A 14,505-nucleotide genomic window follows, 5' to 3' on the forward strand; every position below is an offset into this window, starting at 1 on the left:
GTTGTTTGTAAATGGTTTAGCTTTTTTGCCCCTTTTCGGGGCTGTTTGAGGGGGATTTTGTCGTTAAGAATTGTTTGCATGAGAGGGGCGATATTTTCAGCTATATTAACTCGAAAAACGGCTCTGAAACCGATCGAGAGGAGAGTTGTGCCCGAAAACGATATTTTTATATCCTGCTGATTGTTAGTGTGTTGCTCTTTTCTCTTGTCGGGATGGCTTGAAAACGGATTTGACTAGCGGCATCATCCGGCAACTTTCCCGGACTCCATTTTTATATAAAACATCCCATCCCTACTCCCATCCTTTTTGCCGGAAAAAGGAGTAGATTCGGAGAGAAAATATGGTGGTCTGGGTGTGCCGAAAAAAGCATTTTTGCCTTTAACCATTGGGGCTGAAATAGAGAGTGGCAACAACTAAAGCATCCGATGGCAGGGATGGAAGGTCAAATAATAGCGAAAAAGCAGAATATCAGGGCACTAATATTTGGAGGAATGGTGGAGTATTTATAAATTAGCACTTGTGTTCTAACAATAGCTTAAACAAAGAATGAAAAAAGAGAGAGAGGCAAAGCAAAGAAATATTTTCACTCGCGTGTATCGGTTTTATGTGGATGGGTTCCGAAACATGACCTTAGGCAAGACCCTGTGGATGATTATCGGAATCAAGCTGTTCATCATGTTTTTTGTGCTTAAACTGTTTTTCTTCCCCAATTATCTATCCGGAAAAGCAGAGACTCCTGAGGAAAAAGCCAAGTTTGTAACCGAAGAGGTTATCAACAGACGGTGATGATGACACGGAATCAGAAGGACTAATAGTAATCAACTTAATATATTTTAATTTATGGAAATGATAGACACATCATTGATAGACTGGTCAAGGGCTCAGTTTGCTCTTACTGCCATTTATCACTGGTTGTTTGTTCCGCTCACTTTGGGTATGGGTGTTGTCATGGCTATTGCCGAGACGAAGTATTACAGAAGCGGAGACAACTTTTGGAAAGAAACCGCCAAGTTTTGGCAAAAAATCTTTGGAATCAATTTCGCTATCGGGGTCGCTACCGGGCTTATCCTGGAATTTCAGTTCGGTACAAACTGGAGCAACTATTCTTGGCTCGTAGGAGACATCTTCGGAGCGCCTTTGGCTATTGAAGGGATCTTTGCTTTCTTCATGGAAGCTACCTTTATTGCCGTTATGTTCTTCGGTTGGGACAAGGTCTCCAAGCGGTTTCATCTCGCTTCCACATGGCTTACCATCATAGGAGCAACGCTCTCCGCCTACTGGATTTTGGTGGCTAATGCCTGGATGCAATACCCTGTGGGGATGCACTTCAACCCCGATACTTTCCGCAATGAGATGCTCGACTTCTGGGCTGTGGCACTTTCGCCTGTTGCAGTGTTCAAGTTCTTGCACACCGTTATATCTTCCTGGATATTGGGTGCTATCGTTGTAGTGGGTATCTCGGGCTGGTATCTTCTTCGCAAGCGTCAGCAACGTTTTGCGATAGAGAGCATCCGCATCGCTTCGTGGTTCGGTTCATTGGCTGTGATTCTTACCGTTATCACCGGTCATACATCCGCTGTTCAGGTCGGAACATACCAGCCGATGAAGTTGGCAGCCATGGAAAACTACTACGAAGGTCGTACCGAAGCTCCTCTCAGTGCCGTTGGAATCGTAAATCCGAACAAGAAAGCTTATAACGATAATGTGGATCCGTTCCTTTTTAATATAGAGATACCTTACGGACTCTCCATTCTCGGTACACATACTGCTTCCGGCTATGTTCCGGGCATTAAGGATATTATAGAAGGATATACCTCCAACATCGGAGAGGTGATCCCGTCCGCGGCAGAACGTATAGAGAGAGGCAAGATGGCTATCACCGCTTTGGCTCACTACAAAGAGGCAAAAGCAAAGCGTGATGATGCCGCTGCGGCAGAGCATAGAGCTGTTTTGGAAGAGAACTTCAAGCATTTCGGATATGGCTATTTCGACTCTCCGAGTGAGCTTATCCCTCACGTTCCATTGTTGTATTACAGCTTCCGTGTGATGGTAACACTCGGATTTGTGTTCCTGTTGCTGTTTGCATTCTCTTTGTGGATGATTCGGAAGAATCGTTTGCAGCATGTGAAGTGGTACGGATACGCTGCCATCATCTCCGTTCCTTTGGTTTATCTCTGCTCTCAAGCGGGATGGATCGTAGCCGAACTGGGAAGACAGCCTTGGGCGATACAGGATATTTTGCCGGTGAAAGCCGCTGTATCCAAACTCTCTACCACATCTGTTCAGGTTACGTTTACGCTCTTCCTTGTCCTTTTCAGTATCTTGCTCATTGCCGAACTCGGTATCATGTTCAAGGCGATAAAGCAAGGACCAAACTTGGAAGATAAGCAAGAGAACAAGTAAACCCTATCGTATCATTCAGAAAAAAGGACTAATATGGATTCTTATATATTTCTTCAACACTATTGGTGGCTTGTAATCTCGCTTCTTGCAGCACTTCTTGTCTTCCTTATGTTCGTTCAAGGTGGGCAGTCGTTCATATTCACGATAGGCAAAGAACCTATCAACAGACGTATGCTGATTAACTCTGTCGGACGCAAGTGGGAGTTTACATTTACTACGTTGGTAACTTTCGGAGGAGCGTTTTTTGCTTCTTTCCCTCTGTTCTATTCCACAAGTTTTAGTGCGTACTGGGTTTGGATCCCACTCTTATTCTGTTTTGTGATTCAGGCGGTATCGTATGAGTATCAGAACAAGCGGGGTAATGTCTGGGGATCTAAGACTTTCCAGATCTTCCTGTTCATCAATGGCGTTATGGGTCCATTGCTTATCGGTACTGCTGTGGGTACATTCTTTACCGGAGCAAACTTTATAGTGGAAAAGGGTAATCTCGTTAATATAGGTAACTCGACCATTTCCTACTGGACCAATAGCTTTCATGGAATAGAGGCGATCTGGAGTACCCCATGGAATATCATCCTTGGTATTGCGGTGCTGTTCCTTTCACGCGTTACGGGATTGCTTTATTTCATCAACAATATCGACGACGACGCTCTCCGTGCTCGTGCTCGCAAGAGCATCTTGCCCAATGCAGTCATCTTCCTTGCCACGTTCCTTGCATTTCTTGCATTCCTTCTTACAACGACAGGATGGGCGGTGGATCCGACGACAGGAGTTGTTAAACTCGAAGAGTATAAGTATCTTCACAACCTGTTGGACATACCTGCCTTGATCGTTGTTCTCCTTATCGGAGTGGTCTTGGTGCTTTACGGCATCGGTCGTTCTGCACTTGATAAGAGCTTCAACAAGGGTATCTGGTATCAGGGAGTGGGTGTGGTGCTGACGGTGCTCGTTCTTTTCTTGCTTGCCGGATGGAACAATACAGCCTATTATCCCTCTTTGGCGGACCCTCAAAGCTCGCTTCATTTGGGTAATAGTTCGTCATCGGAGTTCACTCTGAAAGTGATGGCTTATGTTTCCATAGCGGTTCCTTTTGTCTTTGCGTACATCTTCTACGCATGGAGACAGCTGGACTTCCACAAGATCACAAAGGATGAGATGAAAGACAAAGACGCTCATATCTATTGATGTTGAAACAGTAAACGTTTAAGTTTTTTACCAAGCAGGGAATATGCAGACCGCTGTGTATTCCCGCTTAACTTTTATACCGATAATATCATGAAGAAATTAGTTTTGGGAGCATCACTGATGTTGATCCCCATGTTCGGGAGCAGTATGACGCCTCTTGCCGCACAAGTGCAGGAGACAACCCGTGAAAAGAGTATGGAAAAGCCGGAAAGAAGCCTCAAGTGGAAGGTTGCCATCGGTCGTTTTTCCAACGAAACGCAGTACGGCAAGGGCATCTTCTACAATCGTGAGAACGATCCTATGGCGAAGCAAGCGCTCGACATCCTCAGCACAAAGCTCTCCGCTTCCGAGAAGTTCATCTTACTCGAACGCTCCGATATAGACAAAGTACAGGCGGAGATAGAGAAGGGAAACATCTCTCATAAGATTGGGGCGGACTATCTGATACTTGGTTCCATCACGGAGTTTGGTCGTAAAGTAACCGGTAAAGATGGTGTGTTTTCCAATGAAAAGAGTCAGATCGTGGAGGCAGGCGTAAGTATCAGGATTGTGGACGTTTCCACAGGAATGGTGATCTACTCCGAAGAGGGCAAGGGATACGCAGAAACCACAGCCAAGACCACGCTCGGATTCGGAGGAAAAGCCGGATACGATGCCACTCTTAGCGACAAAGCAATATCCGGAGCCATAGATCAGCTGGTCGAGAACATCATCAACAAGTGTACCGATAAGCCTTGGAAGACCTATCTCATCAGTGCGGACAACGAAGCCATCGTTATTGCCGGCGGAGCTTCTCAGGGTCTGAAGGTGAACGATAAGTTTGATGTCTATACTCGTGGCAAGAGAGTCAAGAACCCTCAAACGGGTGTGGAGTTTGAGCTTCCGGGCAAGAAGACAGCCGTTATAAAGGTAGAGATGGTGGCAGGAGATACGCCGATGACTGAGTTTGCCATTGTAACCATCGTGGAGGGTGCGTTCGACTTCAACTCTCTCGACAAATATTACGTTCAGGAACAGGATAAAGAGTAAATATTAAAGACGATGAAAAGTATAAGACTTCTTTTTGCCACTCTTTTCGTAGCAGTGGCAGCATTGGGTTTATCGGGTTGCGGCTCTACCTCTTCCATACATGGCGGACGTGCCGATGTGGCATACGTCGTGGTGGCTGCGGCTCAAAACTATGTGGGAGAGACGGTCGCCGTAGAGGTGGATGGCGTTCACGTGGGCAATGTCGAGGTTCTCAAAGAGAAACATGTGGGCAAGAAAAAAGCCGGAATAGCCATCAAGCCCGGAAGACACACGTTGGTGTTGCGCACGCTTTCTTCCGGCAGGGTGATCAAAGAGCTTCAAATCTTTGTTTCAGCCCAAAGCTCCAAGACCGTATTGCTTCCTTAATCTCCGCCGAACGAAATGAAGATAAAGAAAATGCCGGCTCTCATGGCAGGCGTGGCAGGAACGGTGCTTCTGCTATCCTCTTGCGAGGCATCGAGATCCCTTTACAGCTGGTACTCTTATGAGGATGCCTCTTACAGAGCAATGAAGACACGCTCCGAAGAAGATACGAATGCTCTGATCGCAACCTACAAAAAGATCATAGAGAGACAGCTTGGATCTCGTCGGACAGTGCCGCCCGGAATATATGCCGAGTATGCTCTTGTACTCATCAAGCAGAATAAAGTGGAGGAGGGGATAGAGATGTTTGAAAAAGAGATGGAGCTATACCCGGAGAGCAAGAAGTATATAAGTAGAATCGTAGAACAGTATAAGAAGAGATGAAAAAGCATATAACCCTCTCTCCGAAGCGGATGCTCCGAGCCTCCGCACTGCTCATGATGGCTTGGCTGATGCTCTCCTGCAGCGTTACCACCACTACCAGACGCACCGCTTATCCGAAGATGTACGAAGAGCGACCTGCTTCCATCCTTATCATGCCTCCTATCAACGAGACCAATCATGTGGAAGCAAAGGAGTTTTTCTTCACCTCTCTTGCACAGCCTTTGGCAGAGAGAGGCTATTACGTATTCTCTCCATTTCTCTCCATGGAACTGCTCCAACAGGAGAGCGCAAACGATGCAGAGGTTTTTGTAGAAGGCTCCATGAAACCGTTTCTTGACTTTTTCGGAACGGATGCAGTGCTCTTCACCCGAATAAAAAAGTGGGAGAAAGCGAGCCTTATATCTCAGATGTACGTGGAGGTGGAGTATCTCTTGAAGTCCGCCAAGACGGATGAGATCATCTTCCAAAAGAGTGCCAATGTAACGGTAGACCTTAGCGTCAATTCCGGTAACGGATTGGTGGATCTGCTTGCCGGTGCTATCTCCACAGCCGTAACGGATAAGATCGTCGCTGCCAGAAAGGCAAACCGGTTTATCCTTGCCGATATGCCTTTCGGACGATACTCTCCGGAGTATGGAAAAGATGGTGATATTCCTGCAAGAGAAAAGCATATCACTGCCGTGGTGAGGTAGTAAAATTGATTGCAAATAACGTTAGCGGGTGTGGCGGATATGGTTTCTGCCACACCCGTTTTCTGTTTACGAGACCTTTTCTCTGCTCTATGGTTATAAGGTAAGCCGGAATGAAAGTTTCATTGAAGCTGTTTGGAAAACGATTTATACACTGTAAGAAGTTTTGGTAAACCTTTTCACTGCTATAAATCGAGGTCTGATTCTTGAACTTTAAGGCTTGATTTGTGGCAGTCGGCTCTTGATTTGTCCGGATCAAATCTTGGTTCCCAATTTTATACACGTTTAACACAAGAAGTAAAGCTGTATAACATAACTTCTAAAGCTGTTCGCATAGAATAGTAAACAAAAAAATCCTCCGCTCGGAAAGAGCAGAGGATTTTTTTGTTTCAGGATCGGAGCAAGAAGTATTGCCACCGATGTTATGATGTCAGACTGTGCTTACTCTACGTTCAAAGTAACGCGCTTGAAGTTTGTTACCGTAAGAGTTGCGCTTTCAGACTTAAGATACTGCTCTACAGTCTGCTTGTTGTCCTTGATATTATCTTGAGAAAGAAGAGTGTTTTCCTTGAAATACTTTTGCAGAGAACCTTCAACGATCTTGTCGATGATGTTTTCCGGCTTGCCGGACTCTATTGCCTTTTCACGAGCAATCTCTTTTTCTGTCTCAACAATCTTAGCAGGAACATCTTCTGCAGTGATACCCACAGGGTTCATTGCAGCTACCTGCATAGCGATGTTGCGTCCAACCTGGTACTCTACCTCTTCGTTGAAACCAACGATGGTAGCCAACATGTTACCCGGGTGGATGTAAGAAGATACGCCGGTAGCTTCTACAAACTCGTAGAAACCGATCTCCATCTTCTCTCCTGTAACACCGATTCTATCTGTTATATGCTCTGCAACGCTTCTACCATCGGTCATAGGAAGAGCAGCAAGTTCTTCCATTGTCTTTGGCTTATTGGTCATAGCGCAGTCGAGTATTGCTTCTGTCAGTTTAATAAACTCTTCGTTCTTAGCCACGAAGTCTGTTTCGCACTTTAGAGCAACGATAGCGGCAAAGCCTTTTTCTGTTTTAGAAAGAACGCAACCTTCCGATGCTTCTCTGTCCGAACGTTTTGCTGCCACAGCCTGACCTTTCTTTCTGATGATTTCCATCGCTTTGTCGAAGTCGTTGTTGGCTTCTTCGAGTGCCTTCTTACAGTCCATCATACCAGCACCGCTCATTTTGCGGAGCTTGGCGATATCTGCCATTGTAACTGCCATTGTCTCTTTATTATTAAGGGTTATACGTTTAAGTTTTTGTTGCGTAAGAGCATAGGGGAAGCTCTTAGCGTTATTTGAAAAAGATAGACGTACCTTTCTGTTGCTCGGTTGGCGGTAGAAAAGGTACGTCTATCATAAAGATTATTTAGTGTCTAAGTCTTGCAGCTTTGCTGCGAAAGGGTCTGAAATTACTCTTCGTCGTTGTTCTTAGCGTACTTATCTACCAAGCGAGCGTTAAGTGCTTCGCTATCTTCTTGTTTTGTGCGCTCTCTACGAGCTCCGCTACGAGTGCGTCTTTCTCTTTTTACCGGAGTTGCTTCTTCTTCGTTTTTCTCGTCTGCCTTTTCGATCTTACGCTCAAGACTTCCTTCCTTGATAGCCTCGCAAACTGCATTGAGGATAACACTGATAGAGTCTTTAGCATCGTCATTCGCAGGGATTACGTAGTCGATGTTTCCGGGGTTGGAGTTAGTATCCACGATTGCAAATACAGGAATACCCAAGCGTTGAGCTTCACGTATGGCAATGTGCTCTTTAAGAACGTCTATTACAAATAGAGCGGAAGGAAGACGTCTCATGTTTGAGATAGAACCCAAAGTGCGTTCCAACTTTGCGCGTTGTCTTTCCACTTGGAGCTTTTCTCTCTTAGAAAGGTTGTCAAAGGTACCGTCCTTTGTCATCTTATCTATAGAGTCCATCTTCTTTACAGCCTTGCGGATAGTAAGGAAGTTGGTAAGCATACCGCCCGGCCATCTTTCTACTACGTATGGCATCTCTACAGACTCAGCGTATTGAGCTACGGTCTCTTTGGCTTGCTTCTTTGTGGCTACAAAAAGGATTGTTTTGCCTTGTGCAGCCATCTTTTTCAAGGCTTCAGCAGCCTCGTCTATTTTGGCAACTGTTTTGTGTAGGTCGATTATATGAATACCGTTGCGCTCCATAAAGATATAGGGCGCCATAGCAGGATTCCACTTTCTTGTGAGGTGTCCGAAGTGCGAACCTGCCTCTAATAGTTGGTCAAATGTTACTCTTGACATTGCGTTTACTTTCTTTTTGTGTTTAACACTTTCAACATGCAAGTAGATTGCCTTTCGGTCGATGTCTTGCAAGTTTAGATACTAAACGGTTGAATAAATAATTTTTGTACTGAATAGTTCGTTCTCCAAGGTTGATATTCGGAAAATGTACCGTAATATTAACGCTTGCTGAACTGGAATTTCTTACGAGCTTTAGGTTGTCCCGGTTTTTTACGTTCTACAGAACGTGGGTCGCGAGTCATGAATCCTTCTGCACGTAGTGCTGGTTTGTCTTCCGGGTTGATCTTCACCAAAGCTCTTGCGATAGCCAGACGGGCTGCTTCGCTTTGACCTTTGAAACCACCACCCTTAAGGTTGATTTTGATGTCGTACTTGTCCAGAGCCTCCAACTTAGCCAATGGCTGCTTTACTACGAATTGTAGTATAGAAGAAGGGAAATAGCGTTCCAGCTCTTTCTTGTTGATAACAATCTTTCCACTGCCTGCTTTTACGTAAACACGTGCCACTGCAGCTTTTCTACGGCCTATAGCATTTATCTGTTCCATAATTACTTAAGAGTGTTGATGTCTATGCTTTTAGGTTGTTGAGCTTGATGAGCATGCTCCTCTCCGCTATACACATAAAGGTTCTTAATAATCTTGTCGCCAAGACGGTTCTTAGGCAACATACCTTTTACTACTTTTCTGAAAAGTCTGTCCGCACCCTTATCCATGAGGCGTTTTGGAGTCGTTACTCTCTGTCCTCCCGGGTATCCGGTGTGTGATAGGTACTCTCTACCTGTCCATTTGTTTCCGGTCAGAACTACTTTGTCTGCATTGATAACGATAACGTTATCACCACAATCAACGTGTGGAGTGAAGTTCGGCTTGTACTTGCCACGCAGTAGCTTTGCTACCTTAGAGCATAGTCTTCCGAGAGATTGGCCTGTTGCATCTACAACGACCCACTCTTTTGTCACAGTTGCCTTGTTTGCAGAAATGGTCTTGAAACTTAAAGTATCCACTTTCTATAAACTTTTTTGTTGGTAAATAAAATGTTCGACCTTTGCTCTCTTGCCATCGAGCGGACACACTCATTGTGCAAATCTGCTCCGGTCTAACGGTTCATACAAAGAGACCCATAGGGTCCCGGTTGATAATAATCGGCTTGCAAATGTACGACTTTTTTTTCAATTAGCCATACGATCCTGTTCCCCTCCTTTTCTTCCTTTTTCATTCAACCTCCTCTTGCTCATTTTTATATATTCCATCCCGATCGCTTCCCCTCTCGAAATGCTCTCTCTATTTTGATTGAAGGTGGTGTTTTCAGAGGGGTGCCGAATTTGTTAAATCACTCCGTTTTATTAACATTATTTTTGACACATATTCACCCAAAACGCTAAACGAGCATATTTTGTCGGCTTAACGTGTTTAATTTTTCAATGAACACGTTTACTGATTGCATTTAATACGTTTACCGGATTCGATTAAAGTGTTTAGTCGAAATCATCAAAACGCTAAATGTCAACCGATTACCTGTTTTTACCCTAAAAAGCACCTGAAAAGGAAGATTTCTTTATTAGGAAACGTTTACAGGTTTGGGTGCTAAAATTTACACCAATTAACGCGAAAAACGCCCATGAAACGGACTGAGAAAAAATTTTTTCCGAATTCGCGATTTCTCGTATTCGGTTGAGATGTAAAGATTTAGGAGAATAGAGAAATTTTTCCGAGCTGAAACCGGTTCGGAGAAGAGGATTTCGGAGGCATTTTCAGGGAGTCCGTTTTTATATAAAAGTGCGCTCCGAAGCGCCCTTTTTTACCTCTGCTTTATGCTTTGATTGATCTCTTCGATATACTCCAAAAGTTCGTCCGCTCCTCTTAGCTTTTCGCCGGATGTGATGAAGATGGGAGGGAGGTCTTCCCAGCTTTTCAGCAGTTCGTTTTTGTAGTTCTCTATGTTTTGCCGGAGCTTGGTCTCGGAGAGTTTGTCGCTCTTTGTGAAGACGATGGAGAATGGTATACCGTGCTCGCCCATCTGCTCTATGAAAGCGATGTCTATACTCTGCGGTTCGTGACGACAGTCTATGAGGATGAATAGATTGGTCAGATTTTCCGAGCCTAAGATGTAGCCTTCTATCAGTTTACGAAATCCCTCTCGGATGTTTTTAGGTGTCTTGGCATAGCCGTAGCCCGGAAGGTCTACGATGTAGAAGCTGTCGTTGATGTTGAAATAGTTGAGAAGCTGTGTCTTTCCGGGCTTTTGTGAAGTCTTGGCAAGCCCTTTTCTACCGGTGAGCATATTGATCAGTGTGGACTTTCCCACATTGGATCTGCCGATGAAAGCATACTCCGGTCTGCCGTCGCTGTTGGGCGTTTGTGATGGAGCGCTGCAACTCTTAACAAATTCTGCTGTCAAAATCTTCATATTCTCTTTCAGTTTTCTTTTATACTTCTATTTCGAGCCGGGAAGAGAGGTAACATTTTATCTCCTCCAAGTCTTCCGGAGAAAACCATACTATATCTTCTGCTTTTCTGTACCATGTCAGCTGTTTTCGGGCATAGGTTCGGGTGTTTTTCTTCATCTTTGCCACAGCCTCTTCCAATGTACATATCCCATCGAGATACTCGAATATCTCTTTATACCCGACCGTGTTCAGGGCATTGAGTGTGCGGTAGGGCAAAAGAGCCTTGACCTCGTCTACCAGTCCGTTCCGAACCATTTCATCCACCCTCCGGTTGATTCTGTCGTAGAGTTCTGCCCTGTCCCGGTTGAGCCCTATACGGATGATTCGGAAAGGGCGTTGCTTGGCACTCCGGCGATGAAACGAGGAGAAGGGGAGACCTGTGGTGAGATAGACTTCCAAGGCGTGGAGGATGCGTTTGTAGTTGTTCCGATCCACTTTGGTCAGATACTCCGGATCTGCTTTTTCGAGTTGCTTTAAGGCAAACCCGATACCCTCGTTGTCGTATTGTTCATACAGCTCTCGGCGGATGTCCGGATCTACATCGGGGATCTCGTCTATCCCGAAACAGAGTGCATCCGTGTACATCATGGAACCTCCGCAAAGGATAGCCACGGGTGTCTGCTTGAAATAAGAGGAGAGCTTCTCCATCGCCAAAGCCTCGAATGCAGAGGCACTGAAATAGTCCGTTACGCTCTTGAACCCGATGAAGTGATGCGGTACGGCTGCCAACTCTTCGGGTGTGGGAGCTGCCGTGCCTATTACCATCTCTTTGTAGATCTGGCGAGAGTCGGACGAGAATATCTCCACACCGCTCCCCAACCACTTGGCAAGGGCTATGGATAAAGCTGTTTTGCCCACTCCTGTCGGTCCTAAAAGGACGATGAGAGCAGGCAAATGTTTATCAGTAGAGCGAGTCTTCATCCAATCCGAAACCGGCTTCGTCCAGCTCGTCAAGTGATGCAAACTCGGTGCCTTCAAAGTCGTCGAACTCATCATTAAAGCCAAACTCATCTTCTCGTGATGCTTTGGCTCCCTTCTTGGTGGGTTCTTCGGCAAGAAGCGCTTCTATATCTTCGCCTTGTCGAGGAGGTTCACCTTCGGAACGTACCACCTTGGGCAGACCTTTTTCTTTCTCGAAGATGATCTCTCTCAGCTCTACAAAGAATGCCCTATTGCCCATCATGTCGAAGACGTACATCAGCTTTTGCTTCTCTTCAGTGAGAAGATCGTCCAGTGTGGTCTTGTCCATGAGGTAGATATCTTCTTCCGGATTCATCCTCAAATCCATGATGTGAACCTCTTTTTCTTTCTGCCACGCATCATCGCAGATGTAGAAGCAGGAGAGTTGGTCTTTTGCGTAGCCGATGCTTTCCTGTATGATGTTGCAGAGATCCGAGAACTTTGCTCCGGCTTCAATCTTTATGTCTCGTCTGAAACCGGGTACCTCGTTGGAAACTATTACAAATCTGTATATCATTGTGTATAACTCTGAAAAATCTCTTGGGAATAAAACATTAGTCCATAGCGCCTCGCACCACTCCTCGTTTGGACTCCTTTATGAAGTAGTATATGGCATCTCTTTCCGGTGTCTCCGGATACTCTTTTTCTATCGCCTCCAAAGCATCGGTGGTATTGAGTCCTTTGCTGTAAATGGTACGGTAGATGTCGTTGATGAGGAAGATCTGATCGTTGGTGAAACCTCTTCTGCGAAGTCCCACAATGTTGATGCCGCAGTAGCATATCGGCTCTCGTCCGATGAGTGAGTATGGCGGGATGTCTTTGGTAACTCGGCTTCCTCCCTGGATCATCACATGACATCCGATGCGGACAAACTGATGGACGAGTACACCGCCGCTTATGATGGCATGGTCTGCCACTTCTACCTCTCCGGCAACCTGTGTTGCATTGCCGAGAATGATGTTGTTGCCCAACTCGCAGTCGTGTGCAACGTGTGAGTATGCCATGAGAAGACAGTTGCTGCCCACTTTTGTATAACCTTTGGATGCTGTCCCTCTGTTGATGGTGGCGCATTCCCTGATCACGGTATTGTCTCCAACGTGGGTGAGAGTCTCTTCTCCGACAAACTTCAAATCTTGCGGAATGCCACTGATGACGGCTCCGGGATGTATCTGACAGTTGCTGCCGATCCTTGCACCCCAGCGTACAATAGCGTGCGGATGCAGTACGGTCTTGTCTCCTATCTCTACATTATCTTCTACGATGGCGAATGGGCCTATCTCTACATCTTTTCCAATCTTTGCATTGGGGTGTACCACAGCCAGAGGGCTTATCTTTGGATTGTCCATGATTCTCTTTACTTGTTTTTTGTGATCTGAGCCATAAACTCCGCTTCAGCTACCAGTTTTTCTCCGACAAAGGCAAGACCCCTCATGTTGGATATGCCTCTGCGTGGCTCGGCAAGCAGTTGAAGACGGAAAAGTAGCGTGTCTCCGGGTACGACTTTATGGCGGAACTTCACGTTGTCTATCTTCATGAAATAGGTGCTGTACTGCTCCGGTTCGGAGAGTTGTTGCAGGATAAGAAGTCCGCCAACCTGAGCCATCGCTTCTATAAGCAGGACACCCGGCATTACAGGCTCGTCCGGGAAGTGCCCTTGGAAGAATGGTTCGTTGGATGTAACGTTCTTCACGCCCACGATGTGCATGGATCCTATCTCTATGATCTTATCTACCAGCAAGAACGGATAGCGGTGCGGAAGAAGAGCTTTCACCTCTTTGACATCGAGTAGAGGCGCTGCGTTGGGATCATATACCGGTGCTTGTGCTTCATTCAGGCGAATATCCTTGCGGATCTGCTGTGCCAAGACGTTGTTGATACTGTGTCCCGGACAGGTCGCGATCACTCTTCCCTTGATTCTTTTACCGATGAGGGAGAGGTCTCCAAGCAGATCCAGCAGTTTGTGTCTTGCCGGTTCGTTGTTGAAGACCAAAGGTTTATTGTTGATATATCCAAGGTCTGCGGCATTCTTTTTCTCCACTCCCATCAGCTCGGAAAGCGAATCCAGCTTCTCCTGAGTGAGTACCTGATCATATATTACTATGGCATTGTCGAGGTCGCCACCCTTTATGAGGTTGTTGTCCAAGAGTTGCTCTATCTCTCTTACGAACACAAATGTTCTGGCAGCCGCAATATCCTTTTCAAAGTCTGCGATAGAGTCCAGAGAGGCGTACTGATTGGAGAGTATCGGAGAGTCGAAAGAGATCAGGACATTCAGCCCGAAGCTGTCGTCCGGAAGGATAATCAAAGAAGACTTGCCATCTTCGGACGATACCTCTATCTTTTTCTTCACAACATAGTAATCTCTCAGATGCTCCTGCTCAACGATACCGACCTTCTTGATTCCTTCAAGAAAATGGATGGAGCTACCGTCCAAAATCGGGAATTCAGGAGCGTTCACCTCTATCAGACAGTTATCTACCCCCATGGCATAAAGCGCAGCCATGGCGTGTTCCACCGTACTTACGTGTGCGCCGTTATCGCGTAGGACGGTGCCTCTATTGGTCTGAGCCACATTCTCAGCAAGAGCCGCAATGATCGGTTTATTCTCCAAATCGACCCGCTTTATCTTTATGCCGTGATTGTCCGGTGCGGGATGAAAAGTGATTGCAATCTCTAAGCCGGTGTGAAGTCCCTTGCCGGAAAGGCTGAACGACTCTTTGAGTGTATGCTGTTTCATCTTGTA

16 protein-coding genes are annotated in these 14,505 nt (G+C 45.9%); 7 read left to right on the forward strand and 9 right to left on the reverse strand.

Annotation, left to right across the window (positions count from 1 at the left end):
• Positions 1–546: 546 nt before the first annotated feature.
• The 7 genes from HQ43_RS07070 (at position 547) to HQ43_RS07100 (ending at position 6,056) form a co-directional block, all read left to right on the forward strand.
• Positions 547–786 (forward strand): DUF4492 domain-containing protein, encoded by a 240-nt coding sequence (locus HQ43_RS07070; RefSeq protein WP_036791565.1) that lies wholly within the window; start codon positions 547–549, stop codon positions 784–786.
• A gap of 54 nt (positions 787–840) precedes the next feature.
• Complete coding sequence (locus HQ43_RS07075; protein WP_036791568.1) at positions 841–2,403, forward strand: cytochrome ubiquinol oxidase subunit I; 1,563 nt, start codon at positions 841–843, stop codon at positions 2,401–2,403.
• A gap of 33 nt (positions 2,404–2,436) precedes the next feature.
• On the forward strand, positions 2,437–3,588 hold the full coding sequence (locus HQ43_RS07080) for a cytochrome d ubiquinol oxidase subunit II (RefSeq protein WP_036791572.1): 1,152 nt from the start codon (positions 2,437–2,439) through the stop codon (positions 3,586–3,588).
• A gap of 90 nt (positions 3,589–3,678) precedes the next feature.
• Positions 3,679–4,617 (forward strand): CsgG/HfaB family protein, encoded by a 939-nt coding sequence (locus HQ43_RS07085; RefSeq protein ID WP_036791576.1) that lies wholly within the window; start codon positions 3,679–3,681, stop codon positions 4,615–4,617.
• 12 nt (positions 4,618–4,629) lie between these two features.
• The gene (locus HQ43_RS07090; RefSeq protein WP_036791579.1) at positions 4,630–4,983 is read left to right on the forward strand and encodes a hypothetical protein; all 354 of its coding nucleotides are present in this window, start codon (positions 4,630–4,632) and stop codon (positions 4,981–4,983) included.
• A 15-nt stretch (positions 4,984–4,998) separates the two neighbouring features.
• Positions 4,999–5,364 (forward strand): DUF4810 domain-containing protein, encoded by a 366-nt coding sequence (locus HQ43_RS07095; RefSeq protein WP_235305955.1) that lies wholly within the window; start codon positions 4,999–5,001, stop codon positions 5,362–5,364.
• A complete protein-coding gene (locus HQ43_RS07100) occupies positions 5,361–6,056 on the forward strand; it encodes a GNA1162 family protein (protein WP_052103131.1) in 696 nt (231 codons plus the stop codon). Before HQ43_RS07095 ends, HQ43_RS07100 begins: the two co-directional genes overlap by 4 nt.
• Positions 6,057–6,494: 438 nt before the next feature.
• Here the strand turns inward: HQ43_RS07100 and tsf are convergent, their stop codons facing one another.
• The 9 genes from tsf to HQ43_RS07145 all read right to left on the reverse strand — a co-directional run bounded on the left by tsf (position 6,495) and on the right by HQ43_RS07145 (position 14,499).
• Complete coding sequence (tsf, locus tag HQ43_RS07105; RefSeq protein ID WP_036791581.1) at positions 6,495–7,319, reverse strand: translation elongation factor Ts; 825 nt, start codon at positions 7,317–7,319, stop codon at positions 6,495–6,497.
• Between the two features lie 188 nt (positions 7,320–7,507).
• A complete protein-coding gene (rpsB, locus tag HQ43_RS07110; protein ID WP_036792721.1) occupies positions 7,508–8,356 on the reverse strand; it encodes a 30S ribosomal protein S2 in 849 nt (282 codons plus the stop codon).
• A gap of 158 nt (positions 8,357–8,514) precedes the next feature.
• Positions 8,515–8,901 (reverse strand): 30S ribosomal protein S9, encoded by a 387-nt coding sequence (gene rpsI / locus HQ43_RS07115; RefSeq protein WP_036791584.1) that lies wholly within the window; start codon positions 8,899–8,901, stop codon positions 8,515–8,517.
• 2 nt (positions 8,902–8,903) lie between these two features.
• On the reverse strand, positions 8,904–9,359 hold the full coding sequence (gene rplM / locus HQ43_RS07120) for a 50S ribosomal protein L13 (protein ID WP_036791587.1): 456 nt from the start codon (positions 9,357–9,359) through the stop codon (positions 8,904–8,906).
• 794 nt (positions 9,360–10,153) lie between these two features.
• Positions 10,154–10,762: a ribosome biogenesis GTP-binding protein YihA/YsxC gene (gene yihA / locus HQ43_RS07125; protein WP_036791590.1), complete on the reverse strand. Its 609-nt coding sequence runs from the start codon at positions 10,760–10,762 to the stop codon at positions 10,154–10,156.
• Between the two features lie 19 nt (positions 10,763–10,781).
• Positions 10,782–11,723: a tRNA (adenosine(37)-N6)-dimethylallyltransferase MiaA gene (gene miaA / locus HQ43_RS07130; RefSeq protein WP_235305956.1), complete on the reverse strand. Its 942-nt coding sequence runs from the start codon at positions 11,721–11,723 to the stop codon at positions 10,782–10,784.
• On the reverse strand, positions 11,704–12,279 hold the full coding sequence (locus tag HQ43_RS07135) for an IS1096 element passenger TnpR family protein (RefSeq protein ID WP_036791592.1): 576 nt from the start codon (positions 12,277–12,279) through the stop codon (positions 11,704–11,706). The genes miaA and HQ43_RS07135 overlap by 20 nt, the downstream gene beginning before the upstream one ends.
• A 37-nt stretch (positions 12,280–12,316) precedes the next feature.
• Entirely contained in the window at positions 12,317–13,108 is a 792-nt protein-coding gene (lpxA, locus tag HQ43_RS07140) for an acyl-ACP--UDP-N-acetylglucosamine O-acyltransferase (protein ID WP_036791595.1), read from the reverse strand.
• Between the two features lie 8 nt (positions 13,109–13,116).
• On the reverse strand, positions 13,117–14,499 hold the full coding sequence (locus HQ43_RS07145) for a bifunctional UDP-3-O-[3-hydroxymyristoyl] N-acetylglucosamine deacetylase/3-hydroxyacyl-ACP dehydratase (RefSeq protein ID WP_036791598.1): 1,383 nt from the start codon (positions 14,497–14,499) through the stop codon (positions 13,117–13,119).
• Positions 14,500–14,505 lie beyond the last annotated feature (6 nt).

The organism is Porphyromonas canoris (assembly GCF_000769115.1).
Lineage (GTDB): Bacteria > Bacteroidota > Bacteroidia > Bacteroidales > Porphyromonadaceae > Porphyromonas_A > Porphyromonas_A canoris.

Coding starts and splice junctions, on each gene's coding strand:
- HQ43_RS07070 (WP_036791565.1), top strand. CDS start 547: ATGAAAAAAGAGAGAGAGGCAAAGCAAAGAAATATTTTCACTCGCGTG.
- HQ43_RS07075 (WP_036791568.1), top strand. CDS start 841: ATGGAAATGATAGACACATCATTGATAGACTGGTCAAGGGCTCAGTTT.
- HQ43_RS07080 (WP_036791572.1), top strand. CDS start 2,437: ATGGATTCTTATATATTTCTTCAACACTATTGGTGGCTTGTAATCTCG.
- HQ43_RS07085 (WP_036791576.1), top strand. CDS start 3,679: ATGAAGAAATTAGTTTTGGGAGCATCACTGATGTTGATCCCCATGTTC.
- HQ43_RS07090 (WP_036791579.1), top strand. CDS start 4,630: ATGAAAAGTATAAGACTTCTTTTTGCCACTCTTTTCGTAGCAGTGGCA.
- HQ43_RS07095 (WP_235305955.1), top strand. CDS start 4,999: ATGAAGATAAAGAAAATGCCGGCTCTCATGGCAGGCGTGGCAGGAACG.
- HQ43_RS07100 (WP_052103131.1), top strand. CDS start 5,361: ATGAAAAAGCATATAACCCTCTCTCCGAAGCGGATGCTCCGAGCCTCC.
- tsf (WP_036791581.1), bottom strand. CDS start 7,319: ATGGCAGTTACAATGGCAGATATCGCCAAGCTCCGCAAAATGAGCGGT.
- rpsB (WP_036792721.1), bottom strand. CDS start 8,356: ATGTCAAGAGTAACATTTGACCAACTATTAGAGGCAGGTTCGCACTTC.
- rpsI (WP_036791584.1), bottom strand. CDS start 8,901: ATGGAACAGATAAATGCTATAGGCCGTAGAAAAGCTGCAGTGGCACGT.
- yihA (WP_036791590.1), bottom strand. CDS start 10,762: ATGAAGATTTTGACAGCAGAATTTGTTAAGAGTTGCAGCGCTCCATCA.
- miaA (WP_235305956.1), bottom strand. CDS start 11,723: ATGAAGACTCGCTCTACTGATAAACATTTGCCTGCTCTCATCGTCCTT.
- HQ43_RS07135 (WP_036791592.1), bottom strand. CDS start 12,279: ATGATATACAGATTTGTAATAGTTTCCAACGAGGTACCCGGTTTCAGA.
- lpxA (WP_036791595.1), bottom strand. CDS start 13,108: ATGGACAATCCAAAGATAAGCCCTCTGGCTGTGGTACACCCCAATGCA.
- HQ43_RS07145 (WP_036791598.1), bottom strand. CDS start 14,499: ATGAAACAGCATACACTCAAAGAGTCGTTCAGCCTTTCCGGCAAGGGA.